The organism is Natronomonas gomsonensis (assembly GCF_013391635.1).
Lineage (GTDB): Archaea > Halobacteriota > Halobacteria > Halobacteriales > Haloarculaceae > Natronomonas > Natronomonas gomsonensis_A.
On record NZ_JACAWU010000002.1, the window covers coordinates 1,544,551 to 1,560,400 of the forward strand.

At 64.1% G+C, this 15,850-nt stretch carries 15 protein-coding genes and 1 tRNA gene; 3 read left to right on the forward strand and 13 right to left on the reverse strand.

What is annotated here, in order from left to right; genetic code table 11:
• Positions 1–23: 23 nt before the first annotated feature.
• Positions 24–830, forward strand: coding sequence for a TrmB family transcriptional regulator (locus HWX69_RS16495; RefSeq protein ID WP_178918130.1), 807 nt, complete (start codon positions 24–26; stop codon positions 828–830).
• A gap of 85 nt (positions 831–915) precedes the next feature.
• A complete protein-coding gene (locus HWX69_RS16500; protein ID WP_178918131.1) occupies positions 916–2,310 on the forward strand; it encodes a PAS domain S-box protein in 1,395 nt (464 codons plus the stop codon).
• Positions 2,311–2,316: 6 nt separating this feature from the next.
• On the opposite strand, the gene mptA is transcribed toward HWX69_RS16500, so the two are convergent.
• Both mptA and HWX69_RS16510 read right to left on the reverse strand, forming a co-directional pair.
• Positions 2,317–3,246 carry a GTP cyclohydrolase MptA gene (gene mptA, locus HWX69_RS16505; protein ID WP_178918132.1) on the reverse strand — a complete coding sequence of 310 codons (930 nt, stop codon included), beginning with the start codon at positions 3,244–3,246 and terminating at the stop codon, positions 2,317–2,319.
• A gap of 62 nt (positions 3,247–3,308) precedes the next feature.
• On the reverse strand, positions 3,309–4,121 hold the full coding sequence (locus HWX69_RS16510) for an NAD(+)/NADH kinase (RefSeq protein ID WP_178918133.1): 813 nt from the start codon (positions 4,119–4,121) through the stop codon (positions 3,309–3,311).
• Positions 4,122–4,235: 114 nt separating this feature from the next.
• Between HWX69_RS16510 and HWX69_RS16515 the strand changes: the two genes are divergently transcribed.
• Positions 4,236–5,069 carry a KaiC domain-containing protein gene (locus tag HWX69_RS16515; protein ID WP_178918134.1) on the forward strand — a complete coding sequence of 278 codons (834 nt, stop codon included), beginning with the start codon at positions 4,236–4,238 and terminating at the stop codon, positions 5,067–5,069.
• A gap of 141 nt (positions 5,070–5,210) precedes the next feature.
• On the opposite strand, the gene HWX69_RS16520 is transcribed toward HWX69_RS16515, so the two are convergent.
• The 11 genes from HWX69_RS16520 to HWX69_RS16570 form a co-directional block, all read right to left on the reverse strand.
• On the reverse strand, positions 5,211–5,627 hold the full coding sequence (locus HWX69_RS16520) for a universal stress protein (RefSeq protein WP_178918135.1): 417 nt from the start codon (positions 5,625–5,627) through the stop codon (positions 5,211–5,213).
• Positions 5,628–5,659: 32 nt separating this feature from the next.
• Entirely contained in the window at positions 5,660–7,438 is a 1,779-nt protein-coding gene (locus HWX69_RS16525; RefSeq protein WP_178918136.1) for an ATP-binding protein, read from the reverse strand.
• 80 nt (positions 7,439–7,518) lie between these two features.
• On the reverse strand, positions 7,519–8,037 hold the full coding sequence (locus HWX69_RS16530) for a DUF5813 family protein (RefSeq protein WP_178918137.1): 519 nt from the start codon (positions 8,035–8,037) through the stop codon (positions 7,519–7,521).
• Positions 8,038–8,181: 144 nt separating this feature from the next.
• Positions 8,182–8,331 carry a hypothetical protein gene (locus HWX69_RS16535; protein ID WP_178918138.1) on the reverse strand — a complete coding sequence of 50 codons (150 nt, stop codon included), beginning with the start codon at positions 8,329–8,331 and terminating at the stop codon, positions 8,182–8,184.
• Between the two features lie 120 nt (positions 8,332–8,451).
• A tRNA-Leu gene (locus tag HWX69_RS16540) sits at positions 8,452–8,536 on the reverse strand.
• A gap of 86 nt (positions 8,537–8,622) precedes the next feature.
• Positions 8,623–9,147 carry a hypothetical protein gene (locus HWX69_RS16545; RefSeq protein WP_178918139.1) on the reverse strand — a complete coding sequence of 175 codons (525 nt, stop codon included), beginning with the start codon at positions 9,145–9,147 and terminating at the stop codon, positions 8,623–8,625.
• Between the two features lie 45 nt (positions 9,148–9,192).
• Positions 9,193–10,542: an ABC transporter ATP-binding protein gene (locus tag HWX69_RS16550; RefSeq protein WP_178918140.1), complete on the reverse strand. Its 1,350-nt coding sequence runs from the start codon at positions 10,540–10,542 to the stop codon at positions 9,193–9,195.
• A complete protein-coding gene (locus tag HWX69_RS16555; protein ID WP_178918141.1) occupies positions 10,539–11,903 on the reverse strand; it encodes an ABC transporter ATP-binding protein in 1,365 nt (454 codons plus the stop codon). Before HWX69_RS16555 ends, HWX69_RS16550 begins: the two co-directional genes overlap by 4 nt.
• On the reverse strand, positions 11,903–12,937 hold the full coding sequence (locus tag HWX69_RS16560; RefSeq protein WP_178918142.1) for an ABC transporter permease: 1,035 nt from the start codon (positions 12,935–12,937) through the stop codon (positions 11,903–11,905). Before HWX69_RS16560 ends, HWX69_RS16555 begins: the two co-directional genes overlap by 1 nt.
• 3 nt (positions 12,938–12,940) lie before the next feature.
• Positions 12,941–13,891, reverse strand: a complete 951-nt coding sequence (locus HWX69_RS16565; protein WP_178918143.1) for an ABC transporter permease — start codon at positions 13,889–13,891, stop codon at positions 12,941–12,943.
• 27 nt (positions 13,892–13,918) lie between these two features.
• A complete protein-coding gene (locus HWX69_RS16570) occupies positions 13,919–15,682 on the reverse strand; it encodes an ABC transporter substrate-binding protein (RefSeq protein WP_178918144.1) in 1,764 nt (587 codons plus the stop codon).
• Positions 15,683–15,850 lie beyond the last annotated feature (168 nt).

The following is a 15,850-nucleotide window of genomic DNA, read 5'->3' on the forward strand; positions in this document are numbered from 1 at the left end:
CCCCCGAGGGTGAGATGCGAGTAATGGCAAGTCTCAGAGACCTCGGGTTGTCGGAGTACGAGGCTCGGGCGTACCGAGCACTGCTGAAAACCGGACCCACAACCGCCAAAGAGTTGTCACGGGTCAGCGACGTCCCGATGGGCCGGATTTACGACGTGCTCAACAGCATCGAGCAGTACAACCTCGTCCGCTCGCAGTCGGCTTCGCGTCCGAAGAAGTACGTCGCCGTCGAGCCGACGACCGCACTCGACCGCCTTTTGGACGACAAGAAGCGCGAGCTCAACGAGAAGGCCAGCCAGTACGAGGACATCGTCGACGAACTCACCGGCGAACTCGAAACCGCCGAACCGGTCGAGGAGACCTTCTGGACCGCCGCCGTCGGCCCCGAGGAGACCGTCGACCTCCTCGTCGAACGACTCTCCGCGGCCGATTCGAGGGTCGTGATGGTACTGTCGACGTACACCGAGCAGTTCTTCGACATCGACAAGGTCGGCACGCTCATCGTCGACGAGTTGAGCGAGGCACTCGACCGCGGCGTCGACGTACAGTTGCTGATGCGGCCCGACCTCGTTCCCATCCTTCCGGAGTCCATCGGCGAACGCTACCGGAGTTCGCTGACGGAACACGACGCCTTTTCCGTCCGAACCAGCGAGAACGTCTCCGGAACGTTCACCCTCGTCGACGAGAACGAGGTCGTCATCGAGGTGCCGCACCCGCTGAAGAGCCAAGAGGTGTTCGCCATGATAGACCTCAAAGACCGCGAGTTCGCCGGGAACGTTCGCACCGAATTCGAGCCCCGGTGGGAGAAAGCCGAGGAGTTGGCGTTCTAGTCGTTCGGGTCGACGGACACAACTTTCCACTCGAAACAGCCGGAACGAACTTCCGTCTCGGTGTCGAACCCTCGGGAAGGACCGAATGGACGACCCCGAGAAACTGAAAGCTCTCCTCGACCACGCCCAAGACAAAATCGTCGTCGTCGACGAGAACGGCGTGTATCGGTACGTCAACGCCGCCGTCGAACGACTGTTGGGGTACTCACCCGAGGAGTTCGTCGGGACCAACACCTTCGGATACATGCACCCTGACGACCGCGAGGACGTTCGGGAGGCCTTCAGTCGACTGCTCGAGGGAGCCGTCGACGACATCGAGACCATCGAATACCGCCACCAGGCCAAGGATGGCTCGTGGGTGTGGCTGGAGAGCCGCGTCGAGAATCACGCCGACTCGACGCTCGGCGGCTACGTCGTCAGTTCCCGCGACATTACCGACCGCAAGCGGGCCGAACGCCGGCAGCGCGAGACCGAGATTCGACTCGAGGAACTCGCGGCGAACACCGACGACGTGCTGTGGACGTTCTCCGAGGACTGGAGCGAGTTGCTGTTCGTCAACGACGCCTTCGAGGACCTCTGGGGGATGTCAGTCGAACGCGTCAAGGCAGACCCGACGAGCTTCCTCGACGGCATCCACCCGGACGACAGGGACCGCGTCGTCGAGGGAATGCACCAACTCTCGAACGGGACCCCGCGAGCCATGGAGTACCGCGTGAACCCCGAGAAGGGGTATCGTCGGTGGGTCTGGGTGCAGGCACGCCCCGTCGTCGAGAACGGTTCGGTCGCCCGCATCGTCGGCTTCGCACGGGACGTCACCGACCGCCGCCGCCGGGAACGGCAACTACAGGTGATGGACAACCTCCTCCGACACAACCTCCGCAACGACATGAACGTCATCCTCGGGCACGCGGAGTTGGCACGGAAACGGGCCGACGGGACGGTCGTGGAGGGGATGGAGACGATACTGGAGACGGGGTGGAAACTACTCGAAACCGCCGATAAGGAGCGGGAAATCGTCGACGTGCTCGTCGGGGTCGGCGACGTGGGGCGCGTCGACCTCGCTTCGACCCTCCGGGCCAAAGTCGAGGAGTTCGGAGCGGAGGTGGGGCCGGAGGCCACCATCACCGCCGATACGCCCGCCTCGGCCGAAGTCGTCTCGCTACCGGAGATCGACCGCGCCGTCCACGAGTTGCTCGAAAACGCGATCAGACACGCCGACGGTCCACCGGAGATCGAGGCCGAACTCCACGTCGAATCGGAGTGCGTCGTCCTGAAAATCCTCGACAACGCCTCACCGATTCCTCGAAATGAGTTCGAGCCGCTGTTCGGCGACGAAGAGCCAAGCGACCTGTATCACGGCACCGGTCTCGGCCTGTGGCTGGTCTACTGGATAGTCGACCTCTCGGACGGCACGCTCGAGTTCGAGTACGTCCCCGACTGCGGCAACTGCGTGACGGTGCGACTTCCGCGAGCGGAGTGAGGCCGGTCAGTCGCCGTTGACTTCCGCCTTCAGTTGGCCGAATTCGGCGACTCGCTCGGCGTGGGCGTTGTGCTGGTGGATGGACTCGTCGTTGGACTGTTCCATGTAGACGACGGCGTCGTCGGGGAGGTCCGGATACGCTTCGACCAGTCCGTCGGCCATCGCGCGGACGCAGTCCTCGACGAACTTCGCGTCGCTGTGGCTCTCGAAGGTCATGTGGTCCTCGTCGGGGCGCTTGGCGAGGTTGTAGATGCGTGCACTCATCGAGTCACGGGCTACCTCGATGAGTCGGTTGAGGTCGACGCTCGGATCGCCCGCGGTCTCGACGGTCAACGTCGCGTGGCCGCGCTGGGAGTGACCGGGTTGGGGAACCTCCTCGAGGAACGCATCGACCGTCTCGCGGTCGACATCGAGGTCGGCGAGTACGTCGCGAGCGCGTGATTCGCTCATGCCCTGCGAGCAGGGACACACCGTCATGCCGACGACGTGACAGCCGATTTCCTCGCGGGTGCCGTCCTCGGTGGCGGTCGCCGAAGCGATGATGTCCGCCGTCGCCTGCGTCGGCCGATTCGTCGCCGGTGTCTCCTCACGAATCATGTACTCCGCCTCCATCCGCACCTCGGCTTTCGTCGTGTAGTCGTGTTTTTCGAGCAGGCGTTCGGCCACGTCGCCGCAGACGTCCTCGACGCGCATCGCCGGTTCGGAGACGGCCTCCTCCAGCATCTCGTCGACGACCTCCATGTTCCGGCTCATGTCGGCGCCTTTCCGCCAACTCGGCAGGTCGACGAACACCTCGAACTCCGCCATCAACACGATGGGACGGTCCTCCTCGCGGTGGAGTTTCACGAGTTTCTCGACGCCGGTCACGCCCACGCGGTTGAGACCGACGCTCACGTCGGGACTCGACGCCTGTACGTCCGGCAGCTGCTGACTCATTGGTACTTAAAACGTCGGGGACGCCGTTAGGGCTTTCGAAAGGGGCATTCGGTCGGTTGCCGCTACTCCAGTTTCCCGAGTGCGGTGAAGAACTCCAGCGGCGGTCCCGCGATTCTGACGGGGTCGTCGGCGCGGCGCAGTCGGACGTTCGTCGGCGGGTCGACCCGCTCTCGTGTTCGGCCGTCGGCGACGACGAAGGCGTGGTCGGCCTCCTCGACTCGGACGACGATGTCGGCGTCCAGCGGCGCGGCGAGGGAGGGCATCGGCCCCTCCGCACACATCTCGGTGACGACGAGCGTCGCCACGTCGGGGTGGACCAACGGCCCGCCCTCGCTGAGGTTGTACGCCGTCGACCCGGTCGGCGTCGACACCAACACGCCGTCGGCTCGGCTCCCGGAGTACAGCTGTCCGTCGACGCGCACCTCGATGCCGACACCGTTGTTTCGGCCGCGCTGTGGCCCGAGAATCGACACCTCGTTGACCGCTGCCGGCAGCGACCACCCCTCGCCTTCGGCCTGGACCTGCGGCAGTTCCTGGTACGTTCGGTCACCGCTCTCGAACCGCTCGACCTCACGCTTGACGGTCTCGACGGCCTCTTCGGGCGAAACCGCATTGAGGAAGCCGACCTCGCCGAGATTGACGCCCATGACGGGCGTCGGCGTCACCTCGCGGGCGGCAAACAGGAACGTTCCATCGCCACCGATGGAGACGACGAGGTCACAGTCGACGAACTCGCCGACGGCCATCCCCTCGCGGTCGAGGCTTGCCGCCGTCGCCGCGTCCAGCGAAACCGAGGCGTCGGCGTTTCGGCGTATCCGGTCGGCGAGCTCGGCGGCCCGGGGGTTGTCCTGTTGGGCGACGACGCCGACGTGCATCGGCGGTGCTTCGCCACCCGACGACAAAAAGCCCCACGGACTGCGATTCGACGGGTAACATTAACGTTGTAGCGAAATAACACGCTGATGTATGCGTGAGTCGCGGGGGCGAACATGAGCGACGAAGACGACTGGTTCGAGAGCGCCAGCGACGAACCGTTCGAGGACGGCGACGACGAACTGTTCGAGGACGACTTCGCGACCGCCTTCGAAGGCGGCGACGGCGACGGCTTCGAGGAGGAGTTCGAATCCGAGATTCCCCGCCTCGATCTCGGCATCGAGGGACTCGACGACATGATTCAGGGCGGCGTTCCCGAACGGTCGCTGCTCGTGGTCATGGGCGCCGCCGGGACCGGGAAAACCACGTTCGGCCTCCAGTTCCTCCAGCGCGGCATCGAAGACGGTGAGAAAGCCATCTACATCACGCTCGAAGAAGACAAGGAAGCCGTCGTACAGGCCGCAACCGAGAAGGGATGGCCCTTCGACGAGTACATCGAGGACGACAAACTCGCCATCGTCGATTTGGACCCCATCGAGATGGCCAACAGTCTCGCCTCCATCCGCGGTGACCTCCCCCGACTCGTCGACGAGTTCGACGCCCAGCGACTCGTTCTCGACTCCGTATCGCTGCTGGAGATGATGTACGACAACCAAGCCGAGCGCCGTACCGAGGTGTTCGACTTCACCCGGTCACTGAAGAAGGCTGGCGTCACTACGATGCTGACCAGCGAAGCCAGCGAGGGCAACCCCTACGCCTCCCGCCACGGCATCATCGAATACCTCACCGACGGCGTGTTCGTCCTCCAGTACGTCCGCTCGGAGTTCCGCGAAACCCGACTCGCCGTCGAGATTCAGAAGATACGGAACGCCAACCACTCCCGAGAGACGAAACCCTACGAAATCACGGGCGACGGGATTTCGGTGTACCAGCAGGCGAATATTTTCTAAGCCGAACTTTTTACGCCTCGGGTTGCGGGCCGCAGGCCCGCAACCGCTCGGCGCAAAAACTTCGATGAAAAAGGCGGCGACTCGCTTCGCTCGTCACCGTGAACCGCTCGCGCCTCCGGCGCTCGCGGATGCTAGCAGCGATTACCGAACGACCGTCACGGGCACCGGCGACCGGCGGACCACGCTCTCGGCGACGCTGCCAAGCAAGATTCGGGACACTCCCTCCCGACCGTGGCTCCCGATGACGACGTGGTCGCAGTCCTCAGCGACATCGGTGATAGAGCGGACGGGCCGACCGGTTTCGGTTGTCGTCTCGACGGTGACGCCGGCTTCCTCGGCGCGTTCCTCGACATCTTCGAACATCCGCTCGGCCGCTTCCTGTTGAGCCTCGAGCCACTCCCCGGCCGCCGCGGCCTCGCCGACACCGATGCCGTACCCCGCCTGTACCGGGTCGATGACCCGCAGACAGACGATGGTCTCCTCGGGGAACTGCTCGGCCGCGTACTCGAAGGCTCGCCACGACTGCTCGGAACCGTCCATCGGCACTAGGACACGCATACGAGAACCGACGACGGCACCGGTGATAAAGGTCAGTCTCGCCCGTGGCGAGTCAGACACTTCGGAAGGCCGATTAGTTCGACCGGTTCGGAGTTATCGGGCGAGTAGACGACCATCTGTCCCTTCTCCATGTACGGCACCTTCCCTTCGAGGTTCGAGGGGATGTTGACGGCCTTGATGGCGTCTTCGTCACCGAGGTTGAGCACGACCGTCGTGTTCACCTGCTTGAAGATTGGGTCGGCGATGTCTTGAGGGTCCTGCGTGATGAGAAACAGGCCGAGCCGCTCCTTGCGGCCCTGCTTTGCGGCCTCGGAGAACTTCCCGATGACCTTGTCGGCCTGGACGCTGTCGGCGTCGGTGAGGAAGTTGTGCGCCTCGTCCATCCCCAAGACGAGCGGCGTCTCCTTGATGCGCTCGAAGGAGGGGTCGTTCGACAGTTTCTCGTCGACCAGCAGCGAGGCGACGGCGAGGACGACCGTCGTAGTCGCCCGCGAGTCGTTGAGGTGATAGGTCGGCACCGTCGTCAGGCCACCGGGGCGGACGAACTCCCGTACGAGGTCGGTAATCGGGCGGGCGTCCTGGTCGAACACGTTGTCGAAGCCGAACGCCCGCCGCCGGACCGCATCGAAGGTGGCCTCGTGGACGCGACCGGACTCGTCGAGTTCCTCCTTCAGCGCCGGGTCGTCGAGGAACGACATGAACTGACTGTACGTGTCGCCGGAGCCGTGCCGGTCGAAGAAGCGCTTCAAAAGGTACTGCAACGCCCCGTACTGGTTGTCGTTGAGCTTCGACCCGGCGATGAGCCACGGTCGGTTCCGAACCATCGAAAACGGAATCGTGAACTCGACCTGCTCGGCGTGGTGGTGGGAGGCGGCGTACGTCGCGTCGCCAACTGTCGGGACGAACGCCTTCGTGTCCGCGACGCCGCCGTGGGCGACGCCCTCCCGTTCGAGTCGCCGCTCGTAGTCGGCGTCGATAGTGGGGTTGTCGTCGTGCATCTGGGCGTACTCGTCTTGGGGGTCGAACTGGACGACAGCGGGCGCCACGTCGCGGCCGTCCTCGATGGGGTAGCGGCGGTCCTGGGAGAGATACTGTCGGAGGACGTTCTTCGCGGCGTGGGTCTTCCCCGACCCCGTCCCGCCAGCGACGAGTGTGTGTCGGAAAACGAGTGGGTCGCCGGCCTCGTAGTCGTCTTTCAGGCGGTAGTCGATGGTCGGCGGTTCGGCCGCAGTGCGGACCTTCTCGCCGCCGACCGAGAGGTGCCCGAGGAAGACGCCCTCGGACGGGATTTTCAGCCCCGTCTTGATTTCCTCGTCGTCCTCGGCTTGTCGGACGACCGTCTCCGGTTTCGGAACCCGGTCGGTCATTCGGCGTTTGAGTTCGCCGCCCTCCGAGTACAGCACCGCGACCGGTTCGAGCGACGCCATGAACTTGTAGTCCTGTTCGTCGACCTCCTCGCGGCGCATCGCTCGCCGGGCGTGGATTTCCGTCGCGTCGTCGGAGCGGAACTCTTGGGCGTACTCCAGTGCGACGATACGGCAGAACAGCCGTTCGCCGTCAGGATAGGCGGCGATAAGGTAACTGCCGATGCGGACCGAAGAGCGGTTCGCGACCGTGATGTAGGCTCTGAGCCGCGTCTCGTCGTCGTCCTCGCTGATGACCAGCCCCTCAGAGGCCGACAGCGTCCCGATTCCCCTGTCGGAACCGACCGGCGTCACCGAGACGGCCTCGAAATCGTCCTCGTCGGTGGCCGGCTCCTCCCCGCCGGCGTCGTCGGGGTCGTGGTCGGCGAAGTCGCCCAAATCGGACATACGGTAGCTGTGGCCGCCATCGGCTAAAAAGGCACAGGTGGTGGAGTGGAAGTGAACGACACCGCGAACCGAAACCGACCTCAGAGCGGCATCGGACCGCTACCCTGTCCGTCGCCGTCGGATTGCCGTGCTTGTGAGAGCATCTCCGAAACCGGCTGGACGTAGTCGTAGCCCGGGACGATTCCCTCCATGTACGTCCCCTCGACGTACTCGACTATCGCCTTCACCATCGCGGGTGCGTGGTCGGCGTTGCCCCACTCGAACTCGAAAACCGCGACGGCGTCACCGGATTCCTCGATGACCCGTTGGTCCTCGAAACTCAGGTCCTGTCGGACCGCCATATCGGCGTCCTCCAATCGGAGTTCGTACGTCTCGAACCACCCGTCCTCAACGGCCGACCCGACCGGCCCCTCCGTCGCCGCCGATAACATCGGCGCACGGACCTCTATCGTATACCGGAGGTCCCAGTCGTCGGTTTCGGTGGCGGTCGCCCGTCCGTCGAATCGCGTCGTCGTCACGTCGAACCACTCGCCGTCCCGCTCGAAGGCCTCGTGGCCCTCGAAGGCCCGAACGGCGCGCTCGGGAAGTTCGTCGGTCATTGCAGTCGGATACGACGTTGTGCCTCAAAAGGGCGTCGTGAGAGGACGTGTCTGTTTGGTCCGTTCCACAGCACGGTCGATACTGCAGTTCGCCGTGTCGCTGCCTCGGAATTCGAAGCAGCCGATTCGGTCCCGTCCCCGTGTTCACTCCCCGTCAGTTTCGGACAGAGGGACTTCCTGCCAAGAAGACGCCCCAAAGAACGCTCGAAGCGCCAGAAAGACGCCCAGATACGTGCCAACCACGACAATCACGAGCGAGATGACTGCTGCGCCGAATAGCTCAATCAGCGTCATACTCCCGTCTGGATAGCACCAATTGATAAATAATTCGTCCTCACGGAGTACGGTCTCACGGCTCGCTTCGCTCGCCGTTCGACTATTCCGAGACGCCTCGCGTTGCTCGGCGTCTCGCTATGCGAGGGGAGGGATTCGAACCCACGGACCCCTACGGGAGCGGATCTTAAGTCCGCCGCTTTTGGCCAGGCTCAGCCACCCTCGCGCGTTCGTACTTCCGACCGTCCCCGGAAAATCGGTTTCGGTCCGCAGACGAACAGTTCGCGGACGCCTCCACGGCGTTCGGTCGTTTTACTCGATGGTGAACGTCGTTTCGGCGGTCAGCCCCTTGTCGTCGGCGTCCGGGACGTTGACCCGAACCGCCAGTGAGTACTCCCCGGGGCCTGCGGGTTCCCAGCGTTGGGCAGACTCCCGGAACCGTTGGGACCACGACCGCTTGAACGTCTTCGTCTCCGAGCGCGAAAACCGAAAGAGGCTGTCCTCAGTGGGGTGGTTCGTGACGCGACTGGCCTCGTCGACGCCATCGATACTCCACGTCCACCGGACCGGCGAGTCGGTTCGCAGCGCGATGGGAAACGGAACCCGGTTTCGGAACGACACGCGAAAGCGAACCGGCTCGTCAGTCTCGTATCGCTGTCGGTCAGTTTCGACCGAAACGCCGACCGCTCGCGGTCGGAGTCGCATCGGAACGAAGGCGTGGCTGGCCGACGCCCAATCGATGGGTTTTCGCGACCGTTCGTCGTCGGAGGTCCGCTTGGGAGCGTAGGGGTCTTCGTCATCGTACTCCAGCGCCCGCGATTCGTAGATGCGGCGCATCCACCCGCAGTAACACTGCAGCGAACAAAAGCGTACGGACCGCGGTCAGTCGTCGGCGCCGATAGCGCCGTCGCGTGCGTCGCCTTCGGCCTCGGGAATATCGCCGGTTTCGTCCACGTCGAAGAGATGACAGGACTTGGGGTTCTCGCCGTCGCCGAGCGTCGGTTCTCGGGTCTCACAGACGCTCTCGTAGTGTTTCCGGAGCAGTTCGCCCGCGGCCTCGAAGTCGTCCTCGGCGAGGAGTTCGATGGCCTCGTCGACCCGCTCGCGGTGAACCCCGTCGGGTTCGGTGTCGAGTTCCTGCTCGCGGAGTTCCGCGACGAACTCCTCGCGGAGTTTCTCGCGGTCCGACTCGGGGTTGCGCTCTTCGACCTGTTCCCAGGCGTACTCGGTGCCAACTTCACGGTCGGCGATTCGGACCCGCAGGTCCATGATAGAGCGGAACGCCTCCTGCTCGATATCCATCCCCTCCGGCGGGATGACCCGCGGACACCGGGTGTGGAACTTACACCCCGACGGCGGGTCCATCGGCGAGGGGACCGTCCCCTTCAGCAGGACGCGGTCGCTCTCCCACAGCGGGTCCGGTTCGGGGATGGCCGACAGCAGCGCCTCGGTGTAGGGATGGTGCGGTTCGGTGAACACCTCCTCGGGCGTACCGACCTCGACGATTTCGCCGAGATACATCACCGCGATGCGGTCGGCGATGTGCTCGACGACGCTGAGGTCGTGAGCGATGAACAGATACGACAGGCCCAACTCCTCTTGGAGGTCCATGAGAAGGTTGAGAATTTGGGCCTGAACGCTCACGTCCAGCGCGGAGACGGGTTCGTCACAGACGATGAAATCGGGGTCGACCGCCAGCGCCCGAGCGATACCGATTCGCTGCCGCTGGCCCCCGGAGAACTCGTGTGGATACCGCCCGGCGTGACTGGCCTGTAGCCCGACGGTTTCGAGCAGTTCCTCGATGCGCTCCTGTCGCTCGTCGCCGCTGGCGATGCCGTGAACGTCGAGCGGTTCGCCGATGATGTCGGCGATGGTGAGCCGCGGGTTCAAACTCGCAAACGGGTTCTGGAAGATGAACTGGAGATCCTTGCGGTACTCCCGCATCTCGCTGTTGGACAACTCCGCGAGGTCGACCTCCTCGGTGCCGTCGCGGTAGTACGCCGACCCGGCGGTGACGTCCTCCAGTTGCAACAGGGTTCGACCGAGCGAGGACTTCCCACAGCCCGACTCGCCGACCAAACCGAGGGTCTCGCCTTCCTTGATTTCGATGTCGACGCCGTCGACGGCTTTCACGTCCTTGTCCTCGCCGAGCAGTCGGTCGAGGAAGCCGCTCTCCGTCGAGTAGTACTTCGTGAGGTTCTCCGTTCGAATCAGGGGGTCGTCAGCACTCATTGGTTCTCCTCCGTCGTCTCGCTGCCGGCGCCCGTCTCGATTCCCTCACCGACGTGGACCTCGTAGTCGAGGCCCTGTTGGAGGTCGCCGGTGTACTCCAGACACGCCGCGGCGTGGGCGTCGTCCTCGACCGGGTCCGCTCGGTCCCCGCTGTCGACCGCCGTGAGTTCGGGTTCTTTCCGCGTACACGCCTCCTCGGCGTACGGACACCGCGGGTGGAAACTACAGCCGGGCGGCACCTGCACGAGGTCGGGCATCGTTCCCGGGATGGTGTCGAGTCGTTCACGGCCGTCACCGATGCGGGGAATCGACCCCATCAGCCCGACCGTGTAGGGGTGTTTCGGGTCGTAGTACAGCTCTTCGACCGGTGCGATTTCGACCGGCTTGCCCGCGTACATCACCGCCACGCGGTCACAGACGCCCGCCACGACGCCGAGGTCGTGGGTAATCATCTGAATCGCGGTTCCCGTCTCGGTCGTCAAGTCGTCGAGCAGCTCGAGAATCTGGGCCTCGATGGTCACGTCCAGCGCCGTCGTCGGCTCGTCCGCGATGATGAGGTCGGGGTCACACGACAGCGCGACGGCGATGACCGCCCGCTGCTGCATGCCGCCGGAGAACTCGTGGGGGTAGTTGTCGTATCGACTCTCGGGGTCGGGGATACCGACCTGGTCGAGCATGTCGATGGCGCGGTCCTTGACGGCGGCGGAATCGAGGTCCATGTGCGTCCGGATGGCCTCGGAAATCTGCTCGCCGATGGTGTACACCGGGTTGAGCGCCGTCTGTGGGTCCTGGAAAATCATCGCGATGTGGTTCCCACGGAGTTGGCGCAACGGTTCGCCGTCGGCGCGCGTAATCTCGATGTAGCGTTCGGAGCCGTCGTGGACGACGACGGCGTCGTCGTCGACGATACCGAGGTCGACGCCGTAGCGGCTATCGACCAAGTCACGCATTCCGACGTCGCCGTCTCTGACCACCGTTTTCGCGTCGGCGTCGGCGTCGAGTCGGTCGTCGGCTATCGACGACGGCGCGACGCCCTCCTCGAGCAGTCGGTCGACGAGTTCGGTCACGTCGTGTTCCGCACGAAGGTCCGCCACGTCGACGACGCGCTTCGGGAACTGCTGTTCGAAGCGCTCGACGGTCGACTCCTCGTAGAACCGTATCGATCCGCCGGCGACGCGACCGGGGTCGTCGATGAGCCGCATCAACGATAGCGAGGCGACGGACTTCCCGGCGCCCGATTCGCCGACGATACCGAACTTCTCGCCACGCTCGATACGATACGACAGGCCGTCGACCGCCCGCACGACGCCGTCCTCGGTGTAGAACTGCGTCCGAAGGTCATCGACTTCCAGCAGCGCCATCAGCGGAACCCTCCGCCGGTGTCGCCACCGGTGTCCTGTGGGTCCATCGCGTCGCGGACGCCGTCGCCGACGAGGTTGACCGCGAGCACGAAGAAGACGATAGCGAGTCCCGGGAAGACGGTGACCCACCATCGGCCGGCGATGACGGCGTCACGGCCGCCCGAGAGGATGGTCCCCCACTCGGGGGAGCCGGGCTGGAGTCCCAACCCGAGGAACCCGAGTGCGGCGGCCGCGAGGACGATGGTGCCGACGTTGAGCGTCGCCTGGACGATGACCGGCGCCATCGCGTTCGGGACGATGTGTTTGAAGATGATGGAACTGTCACGGGCGCCCAGCGCCTTCGCGGCCATCACGTACTCGTTTTCCTTCACCGAGAGGATTTCACCACGGATGAGACGCGCGTAGCCGATCCACCCGACGATGACGAGGGCGAGAATCATCTTCCAGAAGCCCTGTCCGAGAATAGCGATGATGACGATTGCGAGGACGAGGAAGGGGAACGCATAGAGAACGTCGACGACGCGCATGATGGCTTCGTCGACCCAGCCGCCGTAGTAGCCGGCGATAGCACCCATCGGCACGCCGACGAGGACGGCCAATCCGACCGCGATGACGCCGATAGAGAGGCTGAAGCGCGCGCCGACCATCACTTGCGAGAGGATGTCGCGACCGAGTTGCGTCGTCCCGAACGGGTGTTCGGCGTTGGGCGGGGTGTTGCTCGCGATGAGGCTGGTGTCGGTGCTGTGTGGGGCCAGTTGAATCGGCTGGATGGGTATCGACTGCCCGGCGACGGCGACCTCTATGGGTCGTGCGAAGATCGCGACGAACACCATGAAGGCGAGGATACCGATGCCGAGGAACGCCGACCGGTTCTGTTTGAACCGATACCACGCTTTCGCGCGTCTGCTGGTGCCGCTTTTCGACCCCTCGGCCGCCTGCCAGTCGACGAGTTCGTCGCGTTCGGTCACTATCGAGGCGTCGAACCCAGTCACCTGAATCCGGCCGCGTTCGGAAGTCTTGTCTCTCGTAGCCATAGTTTAGTAGCGAATTCGTGGGTCGAGATAGGAGTAGATGATGTCAGCCAGGAGGTTGGCGAAGACGATAGTCACCCCAATCATCAGGACCGACGCCTGAATGATGGGGAAGTCACGCTGGAGAATCGCACCGAGTAGGAGGCGTCCGATGCCACGAACCGAGAACACCTGCTCAATGACGACGGCGCCGTCGACGATGAACGCGATTTGGAGCGCCGCCACCGTCACGACGGAAATCAGTGAGTTCCGGACGACGTGTTTCGTGATGACGGTCCGCTCGGGAAGTCCCTTCGCGCGGGCCATCTTCACGTACTCCTTGTTCAACTCTTCGAGCATCGACGACCGCATGATGCGCATCAGAAGCGCGGCCGAGGCCGTCCCCAGCGTGATCGCGGGGAGTACCATGAACTTCAGCAACGACGGGTCGTACACCGCCACGTCCGAGGGCGGAATGGTTCGGAACCAACCCAACTGGACGCTGAAGACGAGCAGCAACATCAGTCCGAGCCAGAAGTTCGGCGTCGCAACACCGATCAGAGCGGCGACGCGGCTGACTTCGTCGGCCTGCTCGCCTTTCCTCACGGCGGCGATGATACCGGCCGGAACCCCGATGGCGATGGAGATGACGAGTGCGAGGACACCGAGCAGCACGGTGTAGGGGAGACGGGTCGAAATCGCCTCGCCGACGCTCCGCTCGGAGATGAACGACTGCCCGAAGTCCAGCACCATGGCGTCTCTGAGCCACAGGACGTACTGGACGTATATCGGCTCGTCGAGGTTGTACTGCTCCCGCAACTGCCGTTCCGTCTCGGCGCTAACGTCGTTGAATCCGACGAGCACGTCGATGACGTCACCGGGTTGGAGGTGGACCATCGCGAACGTGATGGCCGTCACACCCAGCAGTATCGGGATGGTGAGTAACAGTCGCTTGACGACGTACCTGCGTAGGGACATGTAGGGGTGGTAATCGCGGTTCCGGAGTTATTCGGCGCCGTAGTACCGCGAGTACTCGTCACCCATGCGTTGGTTGAACTCTTCGGAGGTGAACGACCCCGCCAGCGGCGAAATCGGCGAGTACGCCGGGGTACCGATGCCGTCGTAGACGGCGCTGACGATGCCGGGCCGGTTGATGAGTCGGTTGACCGCGAGGCGGACGTCCTGACTCTGGAACGGCGTGTCGGCGTTCATCGGGTAGATGAACATGTCGAAGCCGCCGGCGATGCGGCTCGTGACCGTGAAGTCGCTCTCCTCTTCGAGCGCCGAGACGCTGCCCTGCGGCGGCTGGGCGAGGTCCACGTCGCCGCCGCGGAGTGCGGCCTCGCGTGCGGAGCTCTCGGTGATGATGCGGAACGTCGCCGTCTCGATGGGCTGGTCGGCCGGCACGTCGCCGGAGCCGTCGTACCAGTGGTCGTCGAACGCCGTCAGGCGCCACAGCTCGTCGGGGTCGTAGTCGTCGAAGCGGTAGGGGCCCGTCCCGATGGGCTCCGTCGAGAGGTCGAGGGGACCGTCCTCGCCGGCTTCCCGCGGAACGATGAGGCCGTCGCCGACGGTGAACTGGAACGGCGCGTACACTTCGGGCAGTTCGACTCGCAGCGTGTAGTCGTCTTCGACGGTGAGCGTTCCCTCGAAGGAGTCGGCAGACTCGCCCTCGGGGGTGTCGGGGACGCCGAGCCAGTCGCCGACGTCGGCCTCTCGCGTCGTACCGAGATACCGCTCCCAGGAGAACTTCACGTCCTCGGCGGTCAGCTCGCGGCCGTCGAAGTCGAACTCCTCGCTGGGGTGGAACTGGACGCCCTCACGGAGCGTGAACACGTACTCGGTATCGCTGACCTGTTCGAGGTCCTCGGCGAGCACCATCTGCGGTTCGCCGCTGTAGTCGACGCCCATCAGGCCCTCGTAGACGAGGTTCGTCGACATGGTCGAGGTGGTGTCGTTCTGCTCGGTGGGGTCGGTGTTGGCCACGTCGGCGGAGAACGTCGCGATGAGTTCGTTCTCGTCGCCGGCGTTGTCGCCCGTGACCTCGGCGTGGACGCCCGCCCACGGCGCGTAGACGCTGTAGTACTTGCCGCCGTTGATTGGGTAGGTCTCCCAGCCTTCGACCGCCGCCGACCGGAAGGCGTCGATTTCCTCGCCGTAACGGACGAACGCCATCGGCGAGGTTTCGATGATAGCCTCCTGGGCGTCCTGATAAATGTCGGCCCGCTCGTCGATGTCGGTCGTCGACGTCCCCTCGTCGATGAGGTTGTCGATATTCTCGTCAGTGAAGTGGTTGACGTTACAACAGGCGGGCGTGTGCTGGTCGCTGTGGAACAGGTTCCGGATGTAGGCGTCGGGGTCCCAGCCGGCCGACCAGCCGAGACAGACGAGCGCCTCGTCTTCGACCGAGTCCTCGGCCAGTACGCGGCCGACGTAGGTCGTCCACTCGAACTGGTTCAGTTCGATGTCGAAGAACTCCGTAGCGTTGAGTTCCTCCTGGATGACCTGCGCCCACTGGACGCGCTCTGGGTTCTCGTTGGTGATGATTTCGCCTTCCCACGGCGTCTCGAAGCCCGCCTCCTCGAAGCCGTCGCTGAGTTGCTGTTGGAGGTCGTCGGGAAGACCGCTTCCGTTGCCGTTTCCGTTGCCGTTTCCGTTGCCACCGAGACCGGAACAACCGGCAAGTCCAGCCGCACCGGCAGCGCCCATCGCTTGGAGGAGCCGCCGCCGATTCTGATTAACCTTATCCTGGCTGTCGTTTCGCGCCATACTTGCCTACCTGCGTTCCAAATATATATATATGGGGGAATCAGGGTTCCTCGTTGTGGGTGTGTCGACCCGATCACTTAATCTACGGCGTTCATTGTGGAGTAATCGGGCGGAGAGTAGGACAAACACCGATATAAATTCGACTTCAGTTTCAAATCGTGTATTCGG